The sequence below is a fragment of the Photobacterium halotolerans DSM 18316 genome (genome assembly GCF_000425165.1).
Lineage (GTDB): Bacteria > Pseudomonadota > Gammaproteobacteria > Enterobacterales > Vibrionaceae > Photobacterium > Photobacterium halotolerans.
In genome coordinates this window covers 210,557-225,379 of sequence record NZ_KE384321.1, presented here as the reverse complement: position 1 = coordinate 225,379, position 14,823 = coordinate 210,557, and the positions used below count along the sequence as shown (strand labels likewise).

14 protein-coding genes are annotated in these 14,823 nt (G+C 51.4%); 8 read left to right on the top strand and 6 right to left on the bottom strand.

Going from position 1 to position 14,823, the window contains the following annotated elements; all coding sequences use genetic code 11:
• Positions 1-158 precede the first annotated feature (158 nt).
• The 8 genes from aroA to H511_RS0116830 all read left to right on the top strand — a co-directional run bounded on the left by aroA (position 159) and on the right by H511_RS0116830 (position 8,228).
• Positions 159-1,442, top strand: coding sequence for a 3-phosphoshikimate 1-carboxyvinyltransferase (gene aroA / locus H511_RS0116865; protein ID WP_027253369.1), 1,284 nt, complete (start codon positions 159-161; stop codon positions 1,440-1,442).
• Between the two features lie 149 nt (positions 1,443-1,591).
• Positions 1,592-2,284 (top strand): (d)CMP kinase, encoded by a 693-nt coding sequence (gene cmk, locus H511_RS0116860; RefSeq protein WP_027253368.1) that lies wholly within the window; start codon positions 1,592-1,594, stop codon positions 2,282-2,284.
• A 93-nt stretch (positions 2,285-2,377) separates the two neighbouring features.
• Complete coding sequence (gene rpsA, locus H511_RS0116855; RefSeq protein ID WP_027253367.1) at positions 2,378-4,048, top strand: 30S ribosomal protein S1; 1,671 nt, start codon at positions 2,378-2,380, stop codon at positions 4,046-4,048.
• Between the two features lie 74 nt (positions 4,049-4,122).
• On the top strand, positions 4,123-4,413 hold the full coding sequence (ihfB, locus tag H511_RS0116850) for an integration host factor subunit beta (protein ID WP_027253366.1): 291 nt from the start codon (positions 4,123-4,125) through the stop codon (positions 4,411-4,413).
• Positions 4,414-4,542: 129 nt separating this feature from the next.
• Positions 4,543-4,830, top strand: a complete 288-nt coding sequence (locus H511_RS0116845) for a LapA family protein (protein ID WP_027253365.1) — start codon at positions 4,543-4,545, stop codon at positions 4,828-4,830.
• 7 nt (positions 4,831-4,837) lie between these two features.
• Complete coding sequence (gene lapB, locus H511_RS0116840) at positions 4,838-6,007, top strand: lipopolysaccharide assembly protein LapB (RefSeq protein WP_027253364.1); 1,170 nt, start codon at positions 4,838-4,840, stop codon at positions 6,005-6,007.
• 99 nt (positions 6,008-6,106) lie between these two features.
• Positions 6,107-6,805 (top strand): orotidine-5'-phosphate decarboxylase, encoded by a 699-nt coding sequence (pyrF, locus tag H511_RS0116835; RefSeq protein ID WP_027253363.1) that lies wholly within the window; start codon positions 6,107-6,109, stop codon positions 6,803-6,805.
• 151 nt (positions 6,806-6,956) lie between these two features.
• Positions 6,957-8,228 carry an MgtC/SapB family protein gene (locus H511_RS0116830; RefSeq protein WP_027253362.1) on the top strand — a complete coding sequence of 424 codons (1,272 nt, stop codon included), beginning with the start codon at positions 6,957-6,959 and terminating at the stop codon, positions 8,226-8,228.
• Here the strand turns inward: H511_RS0116830 and H511_RS0116825 are convergent.
• From H511_RS0116825 to pspF, 6 genes are all read right to left on the bottom strand, one after another.
• On the bottom strand, positions 8,225-9,049 hold the full coding sequence (locus H511_RS0116825) for a peptide ABC transporter ATP-binding protein (protein WP_027253361.1): 825 nt from the start codon (positions 9,047-9,049) through the stop codon (positions 8,225-8,227). The two genes, H511_RS0116830 and H511_RS0116825, sit on opposite strands and share 4 nt — an antisense overlap.
• Positions 9,046-10,044 carry a peptide ABC transporter ATP-binding protein gene (locus H511_RS0116820; protein WP_027253360.1) on the bottom strand — a complete coding sequence of 333 codons (999 nt, stop codon included), beginning with the start codon at positions 10,042-10,044 and terminating at the stop codon, positions 9,046-9,048. Before H511_RS0116820 ends, H511_RS0116825 begins: the two co-directional genes overlap by 4 nt.
• On the bottom strand, positions 10,044-10,931 hold the full coding sequence (gene sapC / locus H511_RS0116815) for a putrescine export ABC transporter permease SapC (RefSeq protein ID WP_027253359.1): 888 nt from the start codon (positions 10,929-10,931) through the stop codon (positions 10,044-10,046). The genes H511_RS0116820 and sapC overlap by 1 nt, the downstream gene beginning before the upstream one ends.
• Positions 10,918-11,880 (bottom strand): ABC transporter permease, encoded by a 963-nt coding sequence (locus H511_RS0116810; RefSeq protein ID WP_027253358.1) that lies wholly within the window; start codon positions 11,878-11,880, stop codon positions 10,918-10,920. The genes sapC and H511_RS0116810 overlap by 14 nt, the downstream gene beginning before the upstream one ends.
• 3 nt (positions 11,881-11,883) lie before the next feature.
• Positions 11,884-13,503, bottom strand: coding sequence for an ABC transporter substrate-binding protein SapA (gene sapA / locus H511_RS0116805; RefSeq protein ID WP_027253357.1), 1,620 nt, complete (start codon positions 13,501-13,503; stop codon positions 11,884-11,886).
• Between the two features lie 121 nt (positions 13,504-13,624).
• Positions 13,625-14,647, bottom strand: a complete 1,023-nt coding sequence (gene pspF, locus H511_RS0116800) for a phage shock protein operon transcriptional activator (protein ID WP_027253356.1) — start codon at positions 14,645-14,647, stop codon at positions 13,625-13,627.
• Positions 14,648-14,823 lie beyond the last annotated feature (176 nt).

The following is a 14,823-nucleotide window of genomic DNA, read 5'->3' as shown; positions in this document are numbered from 1 at the left end:
AATGACCCTGTCACAAGGTTTCGCAAGCAGGGTTTATCCCCTGTCAGGCTCAGCCTGGCGGGGGATGGCGCGTTTTGACCCCTGGGATGACTAGCATCACTTCGAAATATTGGTTACTCTGCGGAAACGCAAATACAACAGGATAGAAAAATCACCCAATGGAGAGTTTAACTTTACAGCCAATTCAGCGTATTGACGGGGAAGTGAACCTGCCAGGTTCCAAAAGTGTGTCTAACCGGGCACTGTTACTGGCAGCACTGGCGAACGGTACGACGCGTCTGACGAATCTGCTCGACAGTGACGATATCCGTCACATGCTCAATGCTCTCACCAAACTGGGCGTTTCGTATCAGCTTTCCGAGGATAAAACCGTCTGTGAAGTACAGGGGCTGGGTCAGGCATTTCATGCCGAACAGCCGCTTGAGCTGTTTCTGGGCAACGCAGGTACGGCTATGCGTCCGTTAGCTGCAGCCTTGAGCTTAGGCTCGGGTGAGTATGTGCTGACCGGAGAGCCGCGGATGAAAGAGCGTCCGATTGGCCATTTAGTCGATGCGCTGCGCAGTGCCGGTGCGGATATTACTTACCTCGAAAATGAGGGTTTCCCGCCGCTGAAAATTAAGGGAACCGGCCTCAAAGGCGGTGAAGTAGAGATTGATGGCTCAATTTCCAGCCAGTTTCTGACCGCCTTTCTGATGACTGCTCCTCTGGCGTCAGAAGAGACAGTGATCCGCATCAAAGGCGAACTGGTTTCAAAGCCCTACATTGATATTACCCTGCACATCATGGCGCAATTCGGGGTACAGGTAGAGAACGACAATTACCAGCGTTTTATCGTAAAAGGCGGCCAGCAATATCAGGCGCCGGGTGACTTTATGGTAGAAGGTGACGCCTCTTCCGCGTCGTATTTTCTCGCTGCTGCAGCCATTAAAGGCGGTGCTGTGAAAGTCACCGGGATTGGTAAATCCAGTATCCAGGGCGATACCCGGTTTGCTGATGCACTGGCGGCTATGGGCGCTGAGATAGAGTGGGGGGATAACTATGTCATCGCCCGTCGCGGCACACTTCACGGTGTGGATATGGATTTTAACCATATCCCGGATGCCGCCATGACGATTGCCACAACGGCATTGTTTGCCGAAGGGACCACCGCTATCCGTAACGTGTATAACTGGCGGGTGAAAGAAACGGATCGTTTATCAGCCATGGCAACTGAGCTGCGTAAAGTGGGCGCGACAGTCGAGGAAGGTGAAGATTACATTATCATCACACCGCCGGCGCAGTTGCAGCATGCTGCTATCGACACCTATGACGATCACCGCATGGCGATGTGTTTTTCCTTAGTTGCACTGAGCGAAGACACGCCGGTGACGATTAATGATCCCAAGTGTACCTCGAAAACCTTCCCGGATTACTTTGACAAGCTGGCTGCATTAAGTCATTGATCATTTCCTCAGATTTGTCCCTGTCACCCAGCTTAAGGCTGGGTGATTTTTTTCCCGACTGGAAGTGCCTCCAGGACAAATTTACCGTATAATACGGCCCGCGTTGAAACAGCAAGTTTGCTGAAGGTTTAACAAATTCGGAGAATTCTATGTCTACAAACGCACCAGTGATCACTGTTGATGGGCCAAGTGGAGCCGGTAAAGGAACACTTTGCATGCTGTTGGCAGATAAGCTGGGCTGGAATTTACTGGATTCCGGTGCTATTTACCGAGTACTGGCACTGGCAGCAATTCATCATGGTGTAGAACTGGATTCTGAAGCTGCATTGGTTCCGCTGGCTGCGCATCTGGATGTGCAGTTCATTGCAGAAGGCGAACTGGTGAAAGTGATTCTGGAAGGGGAAGATGTCTCTTCCACATTACGCACTGAAGACGTCGGCAATGCGGCATCAAAAGTCGCGGCGTTACCTCGGGTGCGTGAAGCATTGTTACGTCGTCAGCGTGCATTTAGCGGAGAGCCTGGCCTGGTTGCGGATGGCCGTGACATGGGAACAGTGGTTTTTCCTAACGCTGAAGTGAAAATTTTCCTGGATGCCAGCGCCGAAGAGCGCGCCAAGCGCCGCATGAACCAGTTGCAACAAAAAGGCTTAAGTGTTAACTTTGACAGTCTTTTAAGCGAAATTCAGGAACGTGATGATCGCGACCGCAATCGAGCCGTTGCGCCATTACGTCCCGCAGCAGATGCTTTAGTGCTAGACTCTACGCATCTGTCGATTGAGCAAGTGACCGAACAGGCGCTGGCTCACATTGAAGAAAAATTGTCGGCTGAGAAATCAGCCTGATGGTATGTCGGTGTCAAGGAATGATAACTGACTTTGTTTTCAACCCCATGCGGTAGGATACCCATGGTTGTTCATATACTGAAGATTATTTAAATGACTGAATCTTTTGCTCAACTCTTTGAAGAGTCTCTAAAAGAAATCGAAACACGCCCTGGCGCGATCGTTAAAGGTACTGTAGTTGCCATTGAGAACGGTTTCGTTCTGGTTGACGCTGGCCTGAAATCTGAGTCAGCTATTCCTGCTGAGCAGTTCAAAAATGCTGCTGGTGAGCTGGAAATCGAAGTTGGCGTTGAAGTTGACGTAGCTCTGGACGCGATTGAAGACGGTTTCGGTGAAACTCAACTTTCTCGTGAGAAAGCGAAGCGTCACGAAGCTTGGATCCAGCTTGAGAAAGCTTACGAAGATGCTGAAACCGTTATTGGTATCATCAACGGTAAAGTTAAAGGTGGCTTCACTGTTGAGCTGAACGGCATTCGTGCGTTCCTGCCTGGTTCTCTGGTTGACGTTCGTCCAGTACGTGACACTGCTCACCTGGAAGGCAAAGAGCTAGAGTTCAAAGTTATCAAGCTGGACCAGAAGCGCAACAACGTTGTTGTTTCTCGTCGTGCTGTTATCGAATCTGAAAACAGCGTTGAGCGTGATGAGCTGCTGGCTTCTCTGCAAGAAGGCATGGAAGTTAAAGGTATCGTTAAGAACCTGACTGACTACGGTGCATTCGTAGATCTGGGCGGTGTTGACGGCCTGCTGCACATCACTGACATGGCTTGGAAACGCGTTAAGCATCCATCAGAAATCGTTAATGTTGGTGACGAAATCAACGTTAAAGTTCTGAAGTTCGACCGTGAGCGTACTCGCGTATCTCTGGGTCTGAAGCAACTGGGTGAAGATCCATGGGTTGCTATCGCTAAGCGTTACCCAGAAGGCACTAAGCTGTCTGGTCGCGTAACTAACCTGACTGACTACGGCTGCTTCGTTGAAATCGAAGAAGGCGTTGAAGGCCTGGTACACGTGTCTGAAATGGACTGGACCAACAAGAACATCCACCCATCTAAAGTGGTTAACGTGGGTGACGAAGTTGAAGTTATGGTTCTGGACATCGACGAAGAACGTCGTCGTATCAGCCTGGGTCTGAAGCAATGTAAAGCTAACCCTTGGCAGCAGTTCGCTGAAGCACAAGCTAAAGGCGACCGTGTAACTGGTAAGATCAAGTCTATCACTGACTTCGGTATCTTCATCGGTCTGGACGGTGGCATTGACGGTCTGGTTCACCTGTCTGACATTTCTTGGAATGTTGCAGGCGAAGACGCTGTTCGTGACTTCAAGAAAGGCGACGAGATTTCAGCAGTTGTTCTGGCTGTTGATGCTGAGCGTGAGCGCATCTCTCTGGGCGTTAAGCAAATCGAAGAAGACCCGTTCAACAGCTTCGTAGCTCTGAACAAGAAAGGTACTCTGGTTAACGGTAAAGTGCTTGCCGTTGATGCTAAAGGCGCAACCATTGAGCTGGCTGAAGGCGTAGAAGGTTACCTGCGTGCATCTGAAGCTTCTCGTGACCGCGTAGAAGACGCCACTCTGGTTCTGTCTGAAGGCGATTCAGTTGAAGCGAAGTTCACCGGTGTTGACCGTAAGAACCGCGTTATCAACCTGTCTGTACGTGCGAAAGACGAAGACGAAGAGCAAGAAGCAATGGCTAGCCTGAACCAGCAGGACGAATCTGCATTCGGTAATGCTATGGCTGACGCGTTTAAAGCGGCTAAAGGCGAATAATTTGCCCCAAGGGGGGAAGCATTTTCCCCCTTAACGGTTATACTATTGAGAAACATACTAAAAACGGGGTGATTATGACAAAGTCTGAATTGATCGAAAGGCTGTGCAGCCAACAAACTCATCTTTCTGCCAAACAGGTAGAAGATGCGATCAAGGAAATCCTTGAGCATATGGCAACAACCCTTGCTGAAGGGGACCGCATTGAAATCCGAGGCTTTGGTAGTTTCTCTTTGCATTACCGTGCACCGCGCGTAGGGCGTAACCCGAAAACCGGTGATAAAGTGGAATTGGACGGCAAGTACGTGCCTCACTTTAAACCTGGTAAAGAGTTACGTGACCGCGTGAATGCACCGAATGCAGGATAATCGTATTTAGCACGAAAAAACGGCATGCTGTAAGTATGCCGTTTTTTTATGTCTGTTGATCATGGTCTGATGAGTCGTTTTACTGCATAATCTAATCATCAAGTTTTTGATCTAGTGAGAGGATTCACGATGAAAATAGTAGGCATTATTATCTTGATAGCGTGTTTTTTATTAACGCTGGCGCTGGGTGCGCAGAATCAGGTGATGGTTGACTTCGATTTTCTGATAGCCAAAGGACAATTTCAGCTATCTACGCTTTTAGGTGCGACCTTCGGTATCGGATTTGCAATTGGTTGGTTGATTTGTGGCTCTATGTATCTGAAAGCCCGCTTCACGAAAAATCGTTTAACGAAAAAAGTCGCCAAACAAGAAAAAGAACTAGAGCAGTTGCGTTCTGCAGAGACCGCCAAGGAATAATCACTTCATGCTAGAGCTGTTGTTTCTGTTACTTCCTATTGCCGCAGCATATGGCTGGTACATGGGTAACAGAAGCGCGAGTAATAAGCGGCAGGAAAAGTCTCATCACCTGTCACGCCAATATGTGACAGGCCTGAACCTGCTGCTCTCTGATCAGTCTGATAAAGCTGTCGATCTGTTTATTGAACTATTACAGGTTGACAGTGAAACGATAGATACTCACCTTGCCCTGGGGAACCTGTTCCGTAGCCGGGGTGAAGTTGATCGTGCCATCCGTATTCACCAGAACCTGATTGCCCGCCCGAACCTGACTATTGACCAACGCAACCTGGCATTGCAACAATTGGCCAAAGACTATATGGCCGCCGGGTTCTTCGATCGCGCAGAAAAAATCTTTGAGCAGTTGCTGGACGAGCCTGATCACAGAGAAGGGGCGTTGCAACAGTTACTGACAATTTATCAGCAAACCCGGGAATGGGATAACGCGATCGAAATGGCCAGCCAGCTGGTCAAGATGGGTAAAAATAAGCTCAGGCATGATATCGCACATTTCTGGTGTGAGCTGGCCATGCTGGAGCTGAGCGCGCATAATGCAGAAAAAGCCAAGCAGCTGCTGAAGAAAGCCCTGTCTGCCGACAAACACTGTGTACGGGCCTCCATCAGTACCGCCCGGATTCTTATCGCTGAAAAAAATTATAAATCCGCAGCGCAGCACCTGGAAAAAGTCGCCGAGCAGGATGTGGACTACATCAGTGAAACCCTGCCTATGCTGTTGGAATGCTATGAAGCCACTCACAATGAGGAAGGCTGGATAAAGTATCTTCACCACTGTGTAGACAACCATGCCGGAGCGACCGCTGAATTGATGCTTGCCGACGAAATCGCCCGTCATGAGGGCGCTATCATGGCGCAGACTTTCATGACTCGGCAGCTGCTGCAGAACCCGACGATGAAAGGCTTTTATCAGCTGATGGATTATCATCTTGATGAAGCAGAAGAAGGCCGCGCCAAGGACAGTTTGACCACATTGCGTAGCCTGGTCGGCGAACAGTTGAAAATGAAACCACACTATCGTTGCGGTAAGTGCGGTTTTGAAAGTCATTCACTTTACTGGCAATGCCCGTCCTGCAAAGGGTGGGGGGCAGTGAAACCCATTCGAGGACTGGATGGGGAGTAATGGCGACAAAGAGAATGTAAATTTGAAAGGGCTGATCACCGTGTGTGCTGGCCCTTTCTTTTGAATATAGCAATACAGAACAGAAGTCTAGGAGAGAGAATGTTAGACCCAAAAGTGATTGTGGCACTGGATTATCCCACTCAGGATGCGGCACTGGCGTTTGTTGATCGCATTGAGCCAGGCAGTTGCCGACTGAAAGTAGGCAAAGAAATGTTTACTCTGTTTGGGCCGGACTTTGTGCGTAAGCTACACGACAAAGGCCATTCCGTCTTTTTGGATCTTAAGTTTCACGATATCCCAAATACCTGCTCCCGCGCGGTGAAAGCGGCGGCCGAACTGGGGGTATGGATGGTGAATGTACACGCCAGTGGTGGTGAGCGCATGATGAGCGCTTCTCGTGAGATCCTGGAACCTTATGGTAAAGACAGACCGCTGTTGATTGCCGTCACTGTGCTGACCAGCATGGAAGCGCAGGATTTGGCCGGGGTGGGGATCTCCTGCTCACCAGAACAACACGTACTGAATCTTGCGACTCTGACCAAGAACAGTGGGCTGGATGGCGTGGTATGTTCAGCGCAGGAAGCCAGCCTGCTGAAGGCCAATCTGGGTGCTGAATTTAAGCTGGTGACGCCGGGAATTCGCCCTGCCGGCAGTGCCGCGGGTGATCAGCGCCGTGTGATGACCCCTGCAGAAGCGGTGAAAGCAGGGTCAGATTATCTGGTTATTGGTCGTCCTATCACTCAGGCTGACGATCCGGCAGCAGTGCTGGCCGAGATCAACCGCTCTCTTCTGGCGTAATTTCCTCTTCATATGCTGCCTCTGCCTTCACTTGGCGGGGGGAGTTCTGTTTTTTGTGTCATCCCCGCTGCGGCGGGGTGATTTTTTTCAGCACTTTGCCAAGATGTTTCTTACACTTTTACTTGTAAGAACAACAAGATGATAAAGCCGTATGGAGCATGTGCTGGATTGGCAATCTCCACTCTGGCGGTTAGGGATTGCCGTATTGTTAGGGGCAATCGTTGGCTTGCAGCGTGGCTGGGTAACCCGTAATCAACAAGATGGGCAGCGTGTTGCCGGCATTCGGACCTACTCACTGGTCGGCTTGCTGGGAGGGCTGATTGGCCTGCTGGCGGATATTTATTCGGCAGTTATTCTGGGGTTTGCCCTGGTGGCCTTAAGCGCGGTGATCACCATCGCTTATCTGTCCAGTCAGCGTTTAGCTGTCAATCTGAGCATTACTGGCTTAATTGGTATTTTGCTGACTTTTCTGCTGGGTTGTCTGGCGGTAAGTGGTCAGCCTGTTGTCGCAGTCTCGGCTGCTGTCGTCACGGCGATTATTCTGGATATGAAAGAAGAGCTCCACGCCGCGATTGCCAAGGTGCAGGAGTATGAACTGGATGCCGCCCTCAGGTTGTTGCTGATATCGGTTGTCTTGCTGCCGCTGTTGCCAAATGAAGGCTTTGGTCCCTGGAAAGCCATTAATCCGTTTGAAATATGGTGGCTGGTAGTGTTGATTGCGGCCATTTCATTCGTAGGCTATTTTGCCATCAGAATCGGCGGCCCGCGGAAAGGGATTTTATTTACCAGTTTATTTGCCGGACTGAGTTCCTCAACCGCCCTGACGCTGCAGTTCTCGAATTTATCTAAGCAGGAAACGGCGCTGTCCCCCCTGCTGGCAAGCGGGATCCTCATCAGTTGCGGTACCATGTTTCCGCGTATCATTTTTCTCTGTTCAGTGATTAACGCCAGACTGGTGACGATTGTTGCCGTTCCTATGCTGGTCATGATGGCGTGTTTTTATCTTCCGGCCATTTGGCTCTGGTTGAGAAACCCGATGGAAGGGTATCGGGCACCTCAGGTCAAACGTAGTCCTCTTGCCTTACCTTCCGCCTTAGCTTTTGGTGCCGTGTTGCTGGTGATTGTTGTTCTGGCCCAGGCGCTGCAGGAGTGGTTTGGTGATACGGGTACGTATGTGCTGTCGGCAGTATCAGGGATAACGGATGTTGATGCCATCACGCTGGCCCTTGGCCGCCAAAGTCAAAGCCAGCTCAGCATCCAGACCGCGGGGTTCGCTATTGTCCTTGCCGCTAGTGTAAACAGCCTGGTGAAGATGCTGATGGCCTGTTTCGCCGGCAGCCGGACGTTGGCCCGCAACGTGGTGCTGCCTGTGGCGGTATCACTGTGTGCGGTGGCGGTATGGGCCTGGCTGGTTCTCAGTTAAACGTGAATTTTCGCCGAGCGGCTGCTGGTCCGGGTGCTGCGGTCGTGCGACGGCGCCGTAAAGTGACTGTCCAGCAGTTTCTGAGTCAAAGGATGCTGTGGCGCACTGAACACATCTTGAGTTGCGCCTTGTTCCACCACTTCTCCTTTTTGCATCACCATCAGCTTATCGCTGAAATGCTTGATCACGCCCATATGCTGAGAAACATAGATGTACGACAGCCCCATTTCCTGCTGGAGATCGAGTAGCAGGTTGATGATCTGAGAGCGTACCGACATGTCCAGTCCATTAAGCGCTTCATCGGCCACGATAATACAAGGCTGCAGAATCAGCGCGCGAGCCAGTGATACCCGCTGTTTCTGGCCTGTTGCCAGCATTTGCGGGTAGAAATAGGCATGTTCCGGCAGCAAACCGACGCGCAGCAAAGTGGCCTTGATCCGGTTCTCACGCTCCTGCGGCGTCATGCTGGTATTACGTTTCAGCGGCCCTTCCAGAATCTGACCAATCTGAATCCTTGGATTCAGCGAGGTATTCGGATCCTGAAATATCATGCGAATCAGCTTGCAGCGGGTTTTGTAATCCTCAAAAGCCAATGGTTCGTCGTTAACCCTGATTTCACCGCCCGAGGGATCGACAACACCAGCCAGCATCTTAGCCAGCGTCGATTTACCTGAGCCGTTCTCTCCGATCAGCGCCAGGGTTTCACCTACCTCGAGGTTAAAAGATACCGGTTTGACGGCTTCAGTGCTGCGGCGGCGAAAAAAGCCGGAGCGGTGGTGGTATTCTTTTCTCAGGTCGGTCACTTCCAACAGGGCACTCATGATTTTGGCTCCGGCATATTCAGCGGGAAATGGCAGCTGTATTTATGGTTTTTGACTTTCTTACGTTTAGGGATTTCCACACACTTACGTTGTGCATAGGGACAGCGCGGCCCCAGCCGGCAGCCGATAGGCAAATGCTGCAACGGCGGGATAGAGCCGGGCAGCGTGGTGAGTTTGCTCTTATGCGGAATATCCTGGCTGAAATCCGGCATGGCCTGCAGCAGGGCAACTGTATAAGGGTGGTGTGGCGTGGTCAGTAACTGTTTACGGCTGCCGGATTCAACCGCCTGACCGCAGTACATCACTGTGATGCGGTCGGCCCACTGGGTGACAGTGGTCAGATCGTGGCTGACCAGCAGTATGGTCGTGTTATTGAGCTGGTTCATCCGGCTCAGCAAGCGGAAAATCTGCGCCTGTGTAATGGGGTCCAGATCGTTGGTGGGTTCATCGGCAATCAATAACCGTGGCCGGTTGGCAATGGCCATCGCTATCATGATCTTCTGACATTCACCGTCAGTCAGCTGATAGGGATAACTGTGCATGACACGTTTATGATCTTTTATGCCGACTTTGTGCAGCAGGGCTATTGCCTGTTTCTGGCGCCAGTGGAAGCGCTGCCAGAAGGTGCCATTGAAAGAGCTGCGCGGAATGGCTTCTTCCAATTGCTGACCCACATGCTCAGAGGGGTCAAGACAGGAAGAAGGTTCCTGAAAGATCATCGCAATTTCGCGGCCCACCACTTTGCGGCGTTCGCGCGGCGACAGTGCCTGGAGATCAATATCGCCAAGGCGTAAGCGGTCGGCACTGACCCGCCAGTTGTCTTTAGTGACACCGGCGATGGCCTTCGCGACCAGGCTCTTACCTGACCCCGACTCGCCAACCAGTCCGCGTATCTCACCTTCGTTCAGCGTCAGGCTCATGCGCTCAACGGCTTTGACCATGCCCTGAGGCGTTTCAATTTCAATGGTGAGGTTTCGTATATCGAGCAGTGGCATCAGTCGACTCCTGCATTAATTGCCTGACGGAGACCTTCTCCTACTAAGTTTACCACTAAGATGCTGAAGGTGATGGCCAGACCGGGCAGGGTCACTGTCCAGGGCGCTAAATAGATTAATTCGATGGAATCACCCAGCATGGCACCCCATTCCGGTGATGGGGACTGCGCGCCCAGCCCCAGAAAGCCCAGCGCCGCGATATCTATCATGGCGATAGAGATCGCCCGGGTCAGTTCACTGATAATAACGGGCTGAATATTCGGCAAAATAGAGTAGTACAGCAGATAGAAACTGTTCGCACCGTCTAACCGCGCTGCAATGATGTACTCTTTTTCCATCTCGTCGTGGACAGCAGAGTAAATTGCGCGGATAAAACGCGGGATCAGCGCCAGCCAGATCGCCAGCAGAATGCTGGTCATGCCGGTACCCATGTAGGCAATGATGATAATGGCCAGCAGCAGCGACGGTATCGACAACACAGTATCAAGTACGTGGTTAAGGATACTGGATTTGAGCCCGCGGGTCATACCTGCCAGTACGCCGATGACTATGCCCAGGATCGCCGAAGCCAGTGCCACGAGCAGCGCGTAGCCAAAGGTCAGCTGGCTTCCCAGCAGAATTCGGGTGAAGAGATCGCGGCCCAGATCATCGGTGCCGAAGAAAAATTCCACATGGCCGCTGGCGTCCCAGGAGGGGGGCATCAGAAACTCGCCCACTTGCTCACCCGGGCCGTAGGCAACCATTAGCGGGGCAAAGATCGTTATCAGCAGCAGAAAACCAAGGCACCACAATCCAAACACTGCCAGTGAATTGGCCTGATAATTTTGCCAGGCCCGTTCCCATTGCGTCGGAATCTTATGTTCCTGATAAATATTATTTGATGGCATACCATTCCTTACGGGTCAGTGGGTTCACCATGGCACCCGCCAGGTCAGAAAGAATGTTCGCAAACAGAATGAATCCACCAACAGTAATCACACCGGCCTGAATGGCCACATAGCTTTGTGTGGCAATGGCGTCCAGTAACCAGCGACCTATGCCGGGCCAGTTGAAAATAGACTCAGTTAACATAGCAAAGGTCATCATGGTCGAAAACTGCATCCCCAGTTTGGGGATAATGGGCGGAATGGCATTTTTCAGGGCATGCCGGATGATGATCTCCCACATCGACAGCCCTTTGGTTTGCGCAACTTTAATGAAGTTTTGCTGCATGACGTCGGCAACAGAAGCACGGGTCAGACGTATCACTTCGGTTGTTGGCGCTATGGCCAGCACTAATGTCGGCAATACCAGATGCCGGATGACATCGATCAGGGCGGCTGAACGGTAGCTCATGTCAGACAAAAGCACATCGATCAGGGCAAAACCTGTCACTGAGTCAATCTGGTAGAGCAAGTTATAGCGCCCGGCAACAGGCAGCCAGCCCAGCTTGAGTGAAAACAGCATAATAAACAGCATGGCCAGCCAGAATAGCGGCAGGGAATAACCCACCAGTGTCAGGGATGAAATGCAGGTATCTACCCAGCGGCCACGTTTGACCCCAGCCAGGGTGCCAAGCGGGATGCCAACAATCAGTGACAGAATAAAGGCGAAAAAACACAGCTCCAGGGTGGCAGGGAACACCTGGAGAATTTCTGACAGAATAGGTTGCCCCTCCTGATTCAGCCCGAGGTTACCCACCATCAGGTTATCAAGATACAGCAGCCAGCCGGGCCAAAATTCGTGAAGATTCCAGTAGCTGGACGGCTCAATACGTAAAATGCTGTAGCCGATCAGGGTGAGTATGAACAGGGTGATCAGAAACAGATTCAATCGGCGAATGGTATAGATAAACATCAGTTATTCGCTCCGGTACACATTAGAGAATGAGCGAGTACCGAACGGACTCAGATGCAGCCCGTGCAGAGATTTATGGTGGATCTGATAATGGATACCGTGTGCCAGCGGAATAACCGGTACTTCATCGCGCAATATTTCCTGAGCGTATTGGTAGTAGTCCATGCGCTGATCCAGCTTAGTGGTGCGTGACGCCAGTTCCAGCAGGTTATCAAACTGCAGGTTGCACCAGTTAGCGACATTCAGGCCAGCCTGTTTGGCGCTGCACGACAGCAGCGGGCGCAGGAAGTTATCCGGATCGCCATTATCCGCCACCCAGCCGGTCAGCGTCAGATCTATGCCTTTCTGGGCCACCGAACCTGGCCGGAGCGGTCTGTCCTGTAACAGTAAGGTGACATCAACCCCCACAGCCCGTAAGTCAGCCTGGATTAACTCGGCCGTTTTGCGCGGGCTGGGGTTGTAAGGCCTGGGTTCCATGGGAACGGCAAGGATCAGGTGCAGATTATTGCTGTAGCCTGCCTCTTTCAGCAGTGCTATGGCGGCGTCCGGGTCATAATTGAGGTCTGCCAGATGGTCATCATGTGCCCAGGACATGGGCGGCAGCAATGTTTTGGCCTTGGTGCCCGTGCCGTAATAGACAGAATCGAGCAGGTTTTCACGGTTAATGGCCAGATTGAGCGCCTGACGTACCCGAACATCCTGCAAAGCGGGAATATTATTATTGATGGCCAGAAAAGCAACGTTCATGGCTGTCTGGGCAATCAGTTCGAAGTCCGGGTTATTTTTAATCACAGGTAACTGACTGGCAACCGGCGAGGAGAGCACATCACACTCATGATTGAGCAGCTTGGCCAGGGATCCGGTACCGCGGGAAGAAATATCAAACACCACCTGGTTCATAAAAGGTGCGCCACGCCAGTAAAAAGAATGGCGCTTCAGCCGGATTAAATCATGGGGATGATATTCATCAAGATAGAAAGGACCGGTGCCGACCGGTTTGGTATCAATGTAATCGGGATGGCCTTCACGCAGCAGCTGATCAGCATATTCTGCCGAATGAATGGCTGCATACGAACTCGACAGGGTCGACAAAAAGGCATTGTCAGGCCGGGTCAGGGTAAACGTCACCGTACTGGAGTCAACACTATCAATGCTAGCAATCAGCTGGCCGAACGATTGGCTTTCAAACCAGGGATAATGGCCGCCAGAGACAGAATGATAAGGGTGCCTGGGATCGATTATCCGCTTAAAACTGAATACCACGTCTTCGGCATTAAAGTGCCTTGTGGGTGTGAAATTTGCGGTCTGCTGAAAACGCACATCTTTTCTGAGGCTGAACGTGTATTCAAGCCCGTCCTCACTGACACTCCAACTGCGGGCAAGCGCAGGTTGTGGCAAGTGGCTGATAGGATCAAGCTGGAGTAAACGGTCAAAAACCTGAGCGGCCAGACTGTCTGCAGTATGTCCGCCATCAGTGAGCTGCGGGTTAAAGGTCCAGGGGGTGTCCTGACCACAATAAATAAACCCCCACTGACGTATGGTGCTATCGTGTTGTGGCTGTGAACAGGCCGTCAAACCCAGCAATCCGGCACAGGTGAGCAGCAATCGGAAACAGGCGTTCATAACAACGCTCTTATCTAAATGGTGTTGAGAAAAAACAAGTGGCTAAATTTACCACTTTCCGCGCCAAGCACCAAGGTATCTCCTTCAATATCCAGTGTGTTTTTATCCGAATGTCCTTTTTCTACTCTTCCTGATTACTGCCCACCATATTGTGTTTGCGCAGTAAGCCTCTGAGTTGATGGTAGCTTAATCCCAACAGTTGTGCGGCTTTTCGCTGGTTGTACTTAGCTTGTGCCAGGGCGTGATTGATCAAAGCCACTTCCTGTTCGGTCTGATACTGGCGTAAATCGAGCGGTAATACAGGCTGGTCATTAACTGGCAGAGCACTGTTTTCAGAGTCGCTGTTTGCTTGATCAGAGCCATTAGCTGACCAGGGTGACTGAAACGGGTCCAGCACAATATCCTGTATCGGCAGATCTTCATTTGACTGGCGGAACACGGAACGCTCTACGGTATTTTTCAGCTCTCTGACGTTGCCGGGCCATTGGTAAGCCAGTAACGTGCGCTGGGCCTGCGGGCTGAATCCGGCAAAGTAGCCGAAGCCCATTTCCCGGCACATGCGCACCGCATAGTATTCAGCCAGTGGCATAATGTCTTCCTGGCGTTCACGAAGCGGCGGCAGATGTATGATATCGAAGGCGAGTCTGTCTAACAGATCCGCTCTGAACTTGCCGGCTTCGGCCATCGCCGGCAAATCGGCATTGGTGGCACAAATCAAACGGACATTGGCCTGGCAGGTTTTGCTTCCTCCCACCCGTTCGTATTCCCCGTATTCAATGACACGCAGCAGTTTTTCCTGAATGCCCATCGGGGAGGTGGCCAGCTCATCGAGAAACAGCGTGCCCCCTTCTGCCCGCTCGAACCTGCCCTGATGGCGGCTTTTGGCGCCGGTAAAGGAGCCGGCTTCATGGCCGAATAACTCAGAGTCTATGATGCCGTCACTCAGTGCGGCACAGTTTAACGACACCAGGGGCTGATCCCAGCGCTTTGATAAATAGTGGATACGCTGGGCAATCAGCTCTTTACCTGTCCCGCGTTCACCGAGAATCAGTAAAGGACGCTCAAGCGGTGCCAGACGGGAGGCATGATCCAGGGCAGCAAGGAAGGGTTCAGATTCACCGATCAGATTGTCTGTTTTTTGCATCGTGTTATCCGTTTCTGTATAGAAAATGCATATATGCCCAACTGGGACGAGGTTGCCGGGAGGCACAACACTGGTGTGGTTAATTTTACTAACTCTTGGTGTAATCATTCATAAGATAGCAGCGGAAATCGTTACCCGCAAAGCTAAATATCTGAAATTATGGCTTTTTAAAAGTT

Excerpts from the sequence above, each read along its gene's own strand:
- aroA (WP_027253369.1), top strand. The coding sequence starts at position 159 with ATGGAGAGTTTAACTTTACAGCCAATTCAGCGTATTGACGGGGAAGTG.
- cmk (WP_027253368.1), top strand. The coding sequence starts at position 1,592 with ATGTCTACAAACGCACCAGTGATCACTGTTGATGGGCCAAGTGGAGCC.
- rpsA (WP_027253367.1), top strand. The coding sequence starts at position 2,378 with ATGACTGAATCTTTTGCTCAACTCTTTGAAGAGTCTCTAAAAGAAATC.
- ihfB (WP_027253366.1), top strand. The coding sequence starts at position 4,123 with ATGACAAAGTCTGAATTGATCGAAAGGCTGTGCAGCCAACAAACTCAT.
- H511_RS0116845 (WP_027253365.1), top strand. The coding sequence starts at position 4,543 with ATGAAAATAGTAGGCATTATTATCTTGATAGCGTGTTTTTTATTAACG.
- lapB (WP_027253364.1), top strand. The coding sequence starts at position 4,838 with ATGCTAGAGCTGTTGTTTCTGTTACTTCCTATTGCCGCAGCATATGGC.
- pyrF (WP_027253363.1), top strand. The coding sequence starts at position 6,107 with ATGTTAGACCCAAAAGTGATTGTGGCACTGGATTATCCCACTCAGGAT.
- H511_RS0116830 (WP_027253362.1), top strand. The coding sequence starts at position 6,957 with ATGGAGCATGTGCTGGATTGGCAATCTCCACTCTGGCGGTTAGGGATT.
- H511_RS0116825 (WP_027253361.1), bottom strand. The coding sequence starts at position 9,049 with ATGAGTGCCCTGTTGGAAGTGACCGACCTGAGAAAAGAATACCACCAC.
- H511_RS0116820 (WP_027253360.1), bottom strand. The coding sequence starts at position 10,044 with ATGCCACTGCTCGATATACGAAACCTCACCATTGAAATTGAAACGCCT.
- sapC (WP_027253359.1), bottom strand. The coding sequence starts at position 10,931 with ATGCCATCAAATAATATTTATCAGGAACATAAGATTCCGACGCAATGG.
- H511_RS0116810 (WP_027253358.1), bottom strand. The coding sequence starts at position 11,880 with ATGTTTATCTATACCATTCGCCGATTGAATCTGTTTCTGATCACCCTG.
- sapA (WP_027253357.1), bottom strand. The coding sequence starts at position 13,503 with ATGAACGCCTGTTTCCGATTGCTGCTCACCTGTGCCGGATTGCTGGGT.
- pspF (WP_027253356.1), bottom strand. The coding sequence starts at position 14,647 with ATGCAAAAAACAGACAATCTGATCGGTGAATCTGAACCCTTCCTTGCT.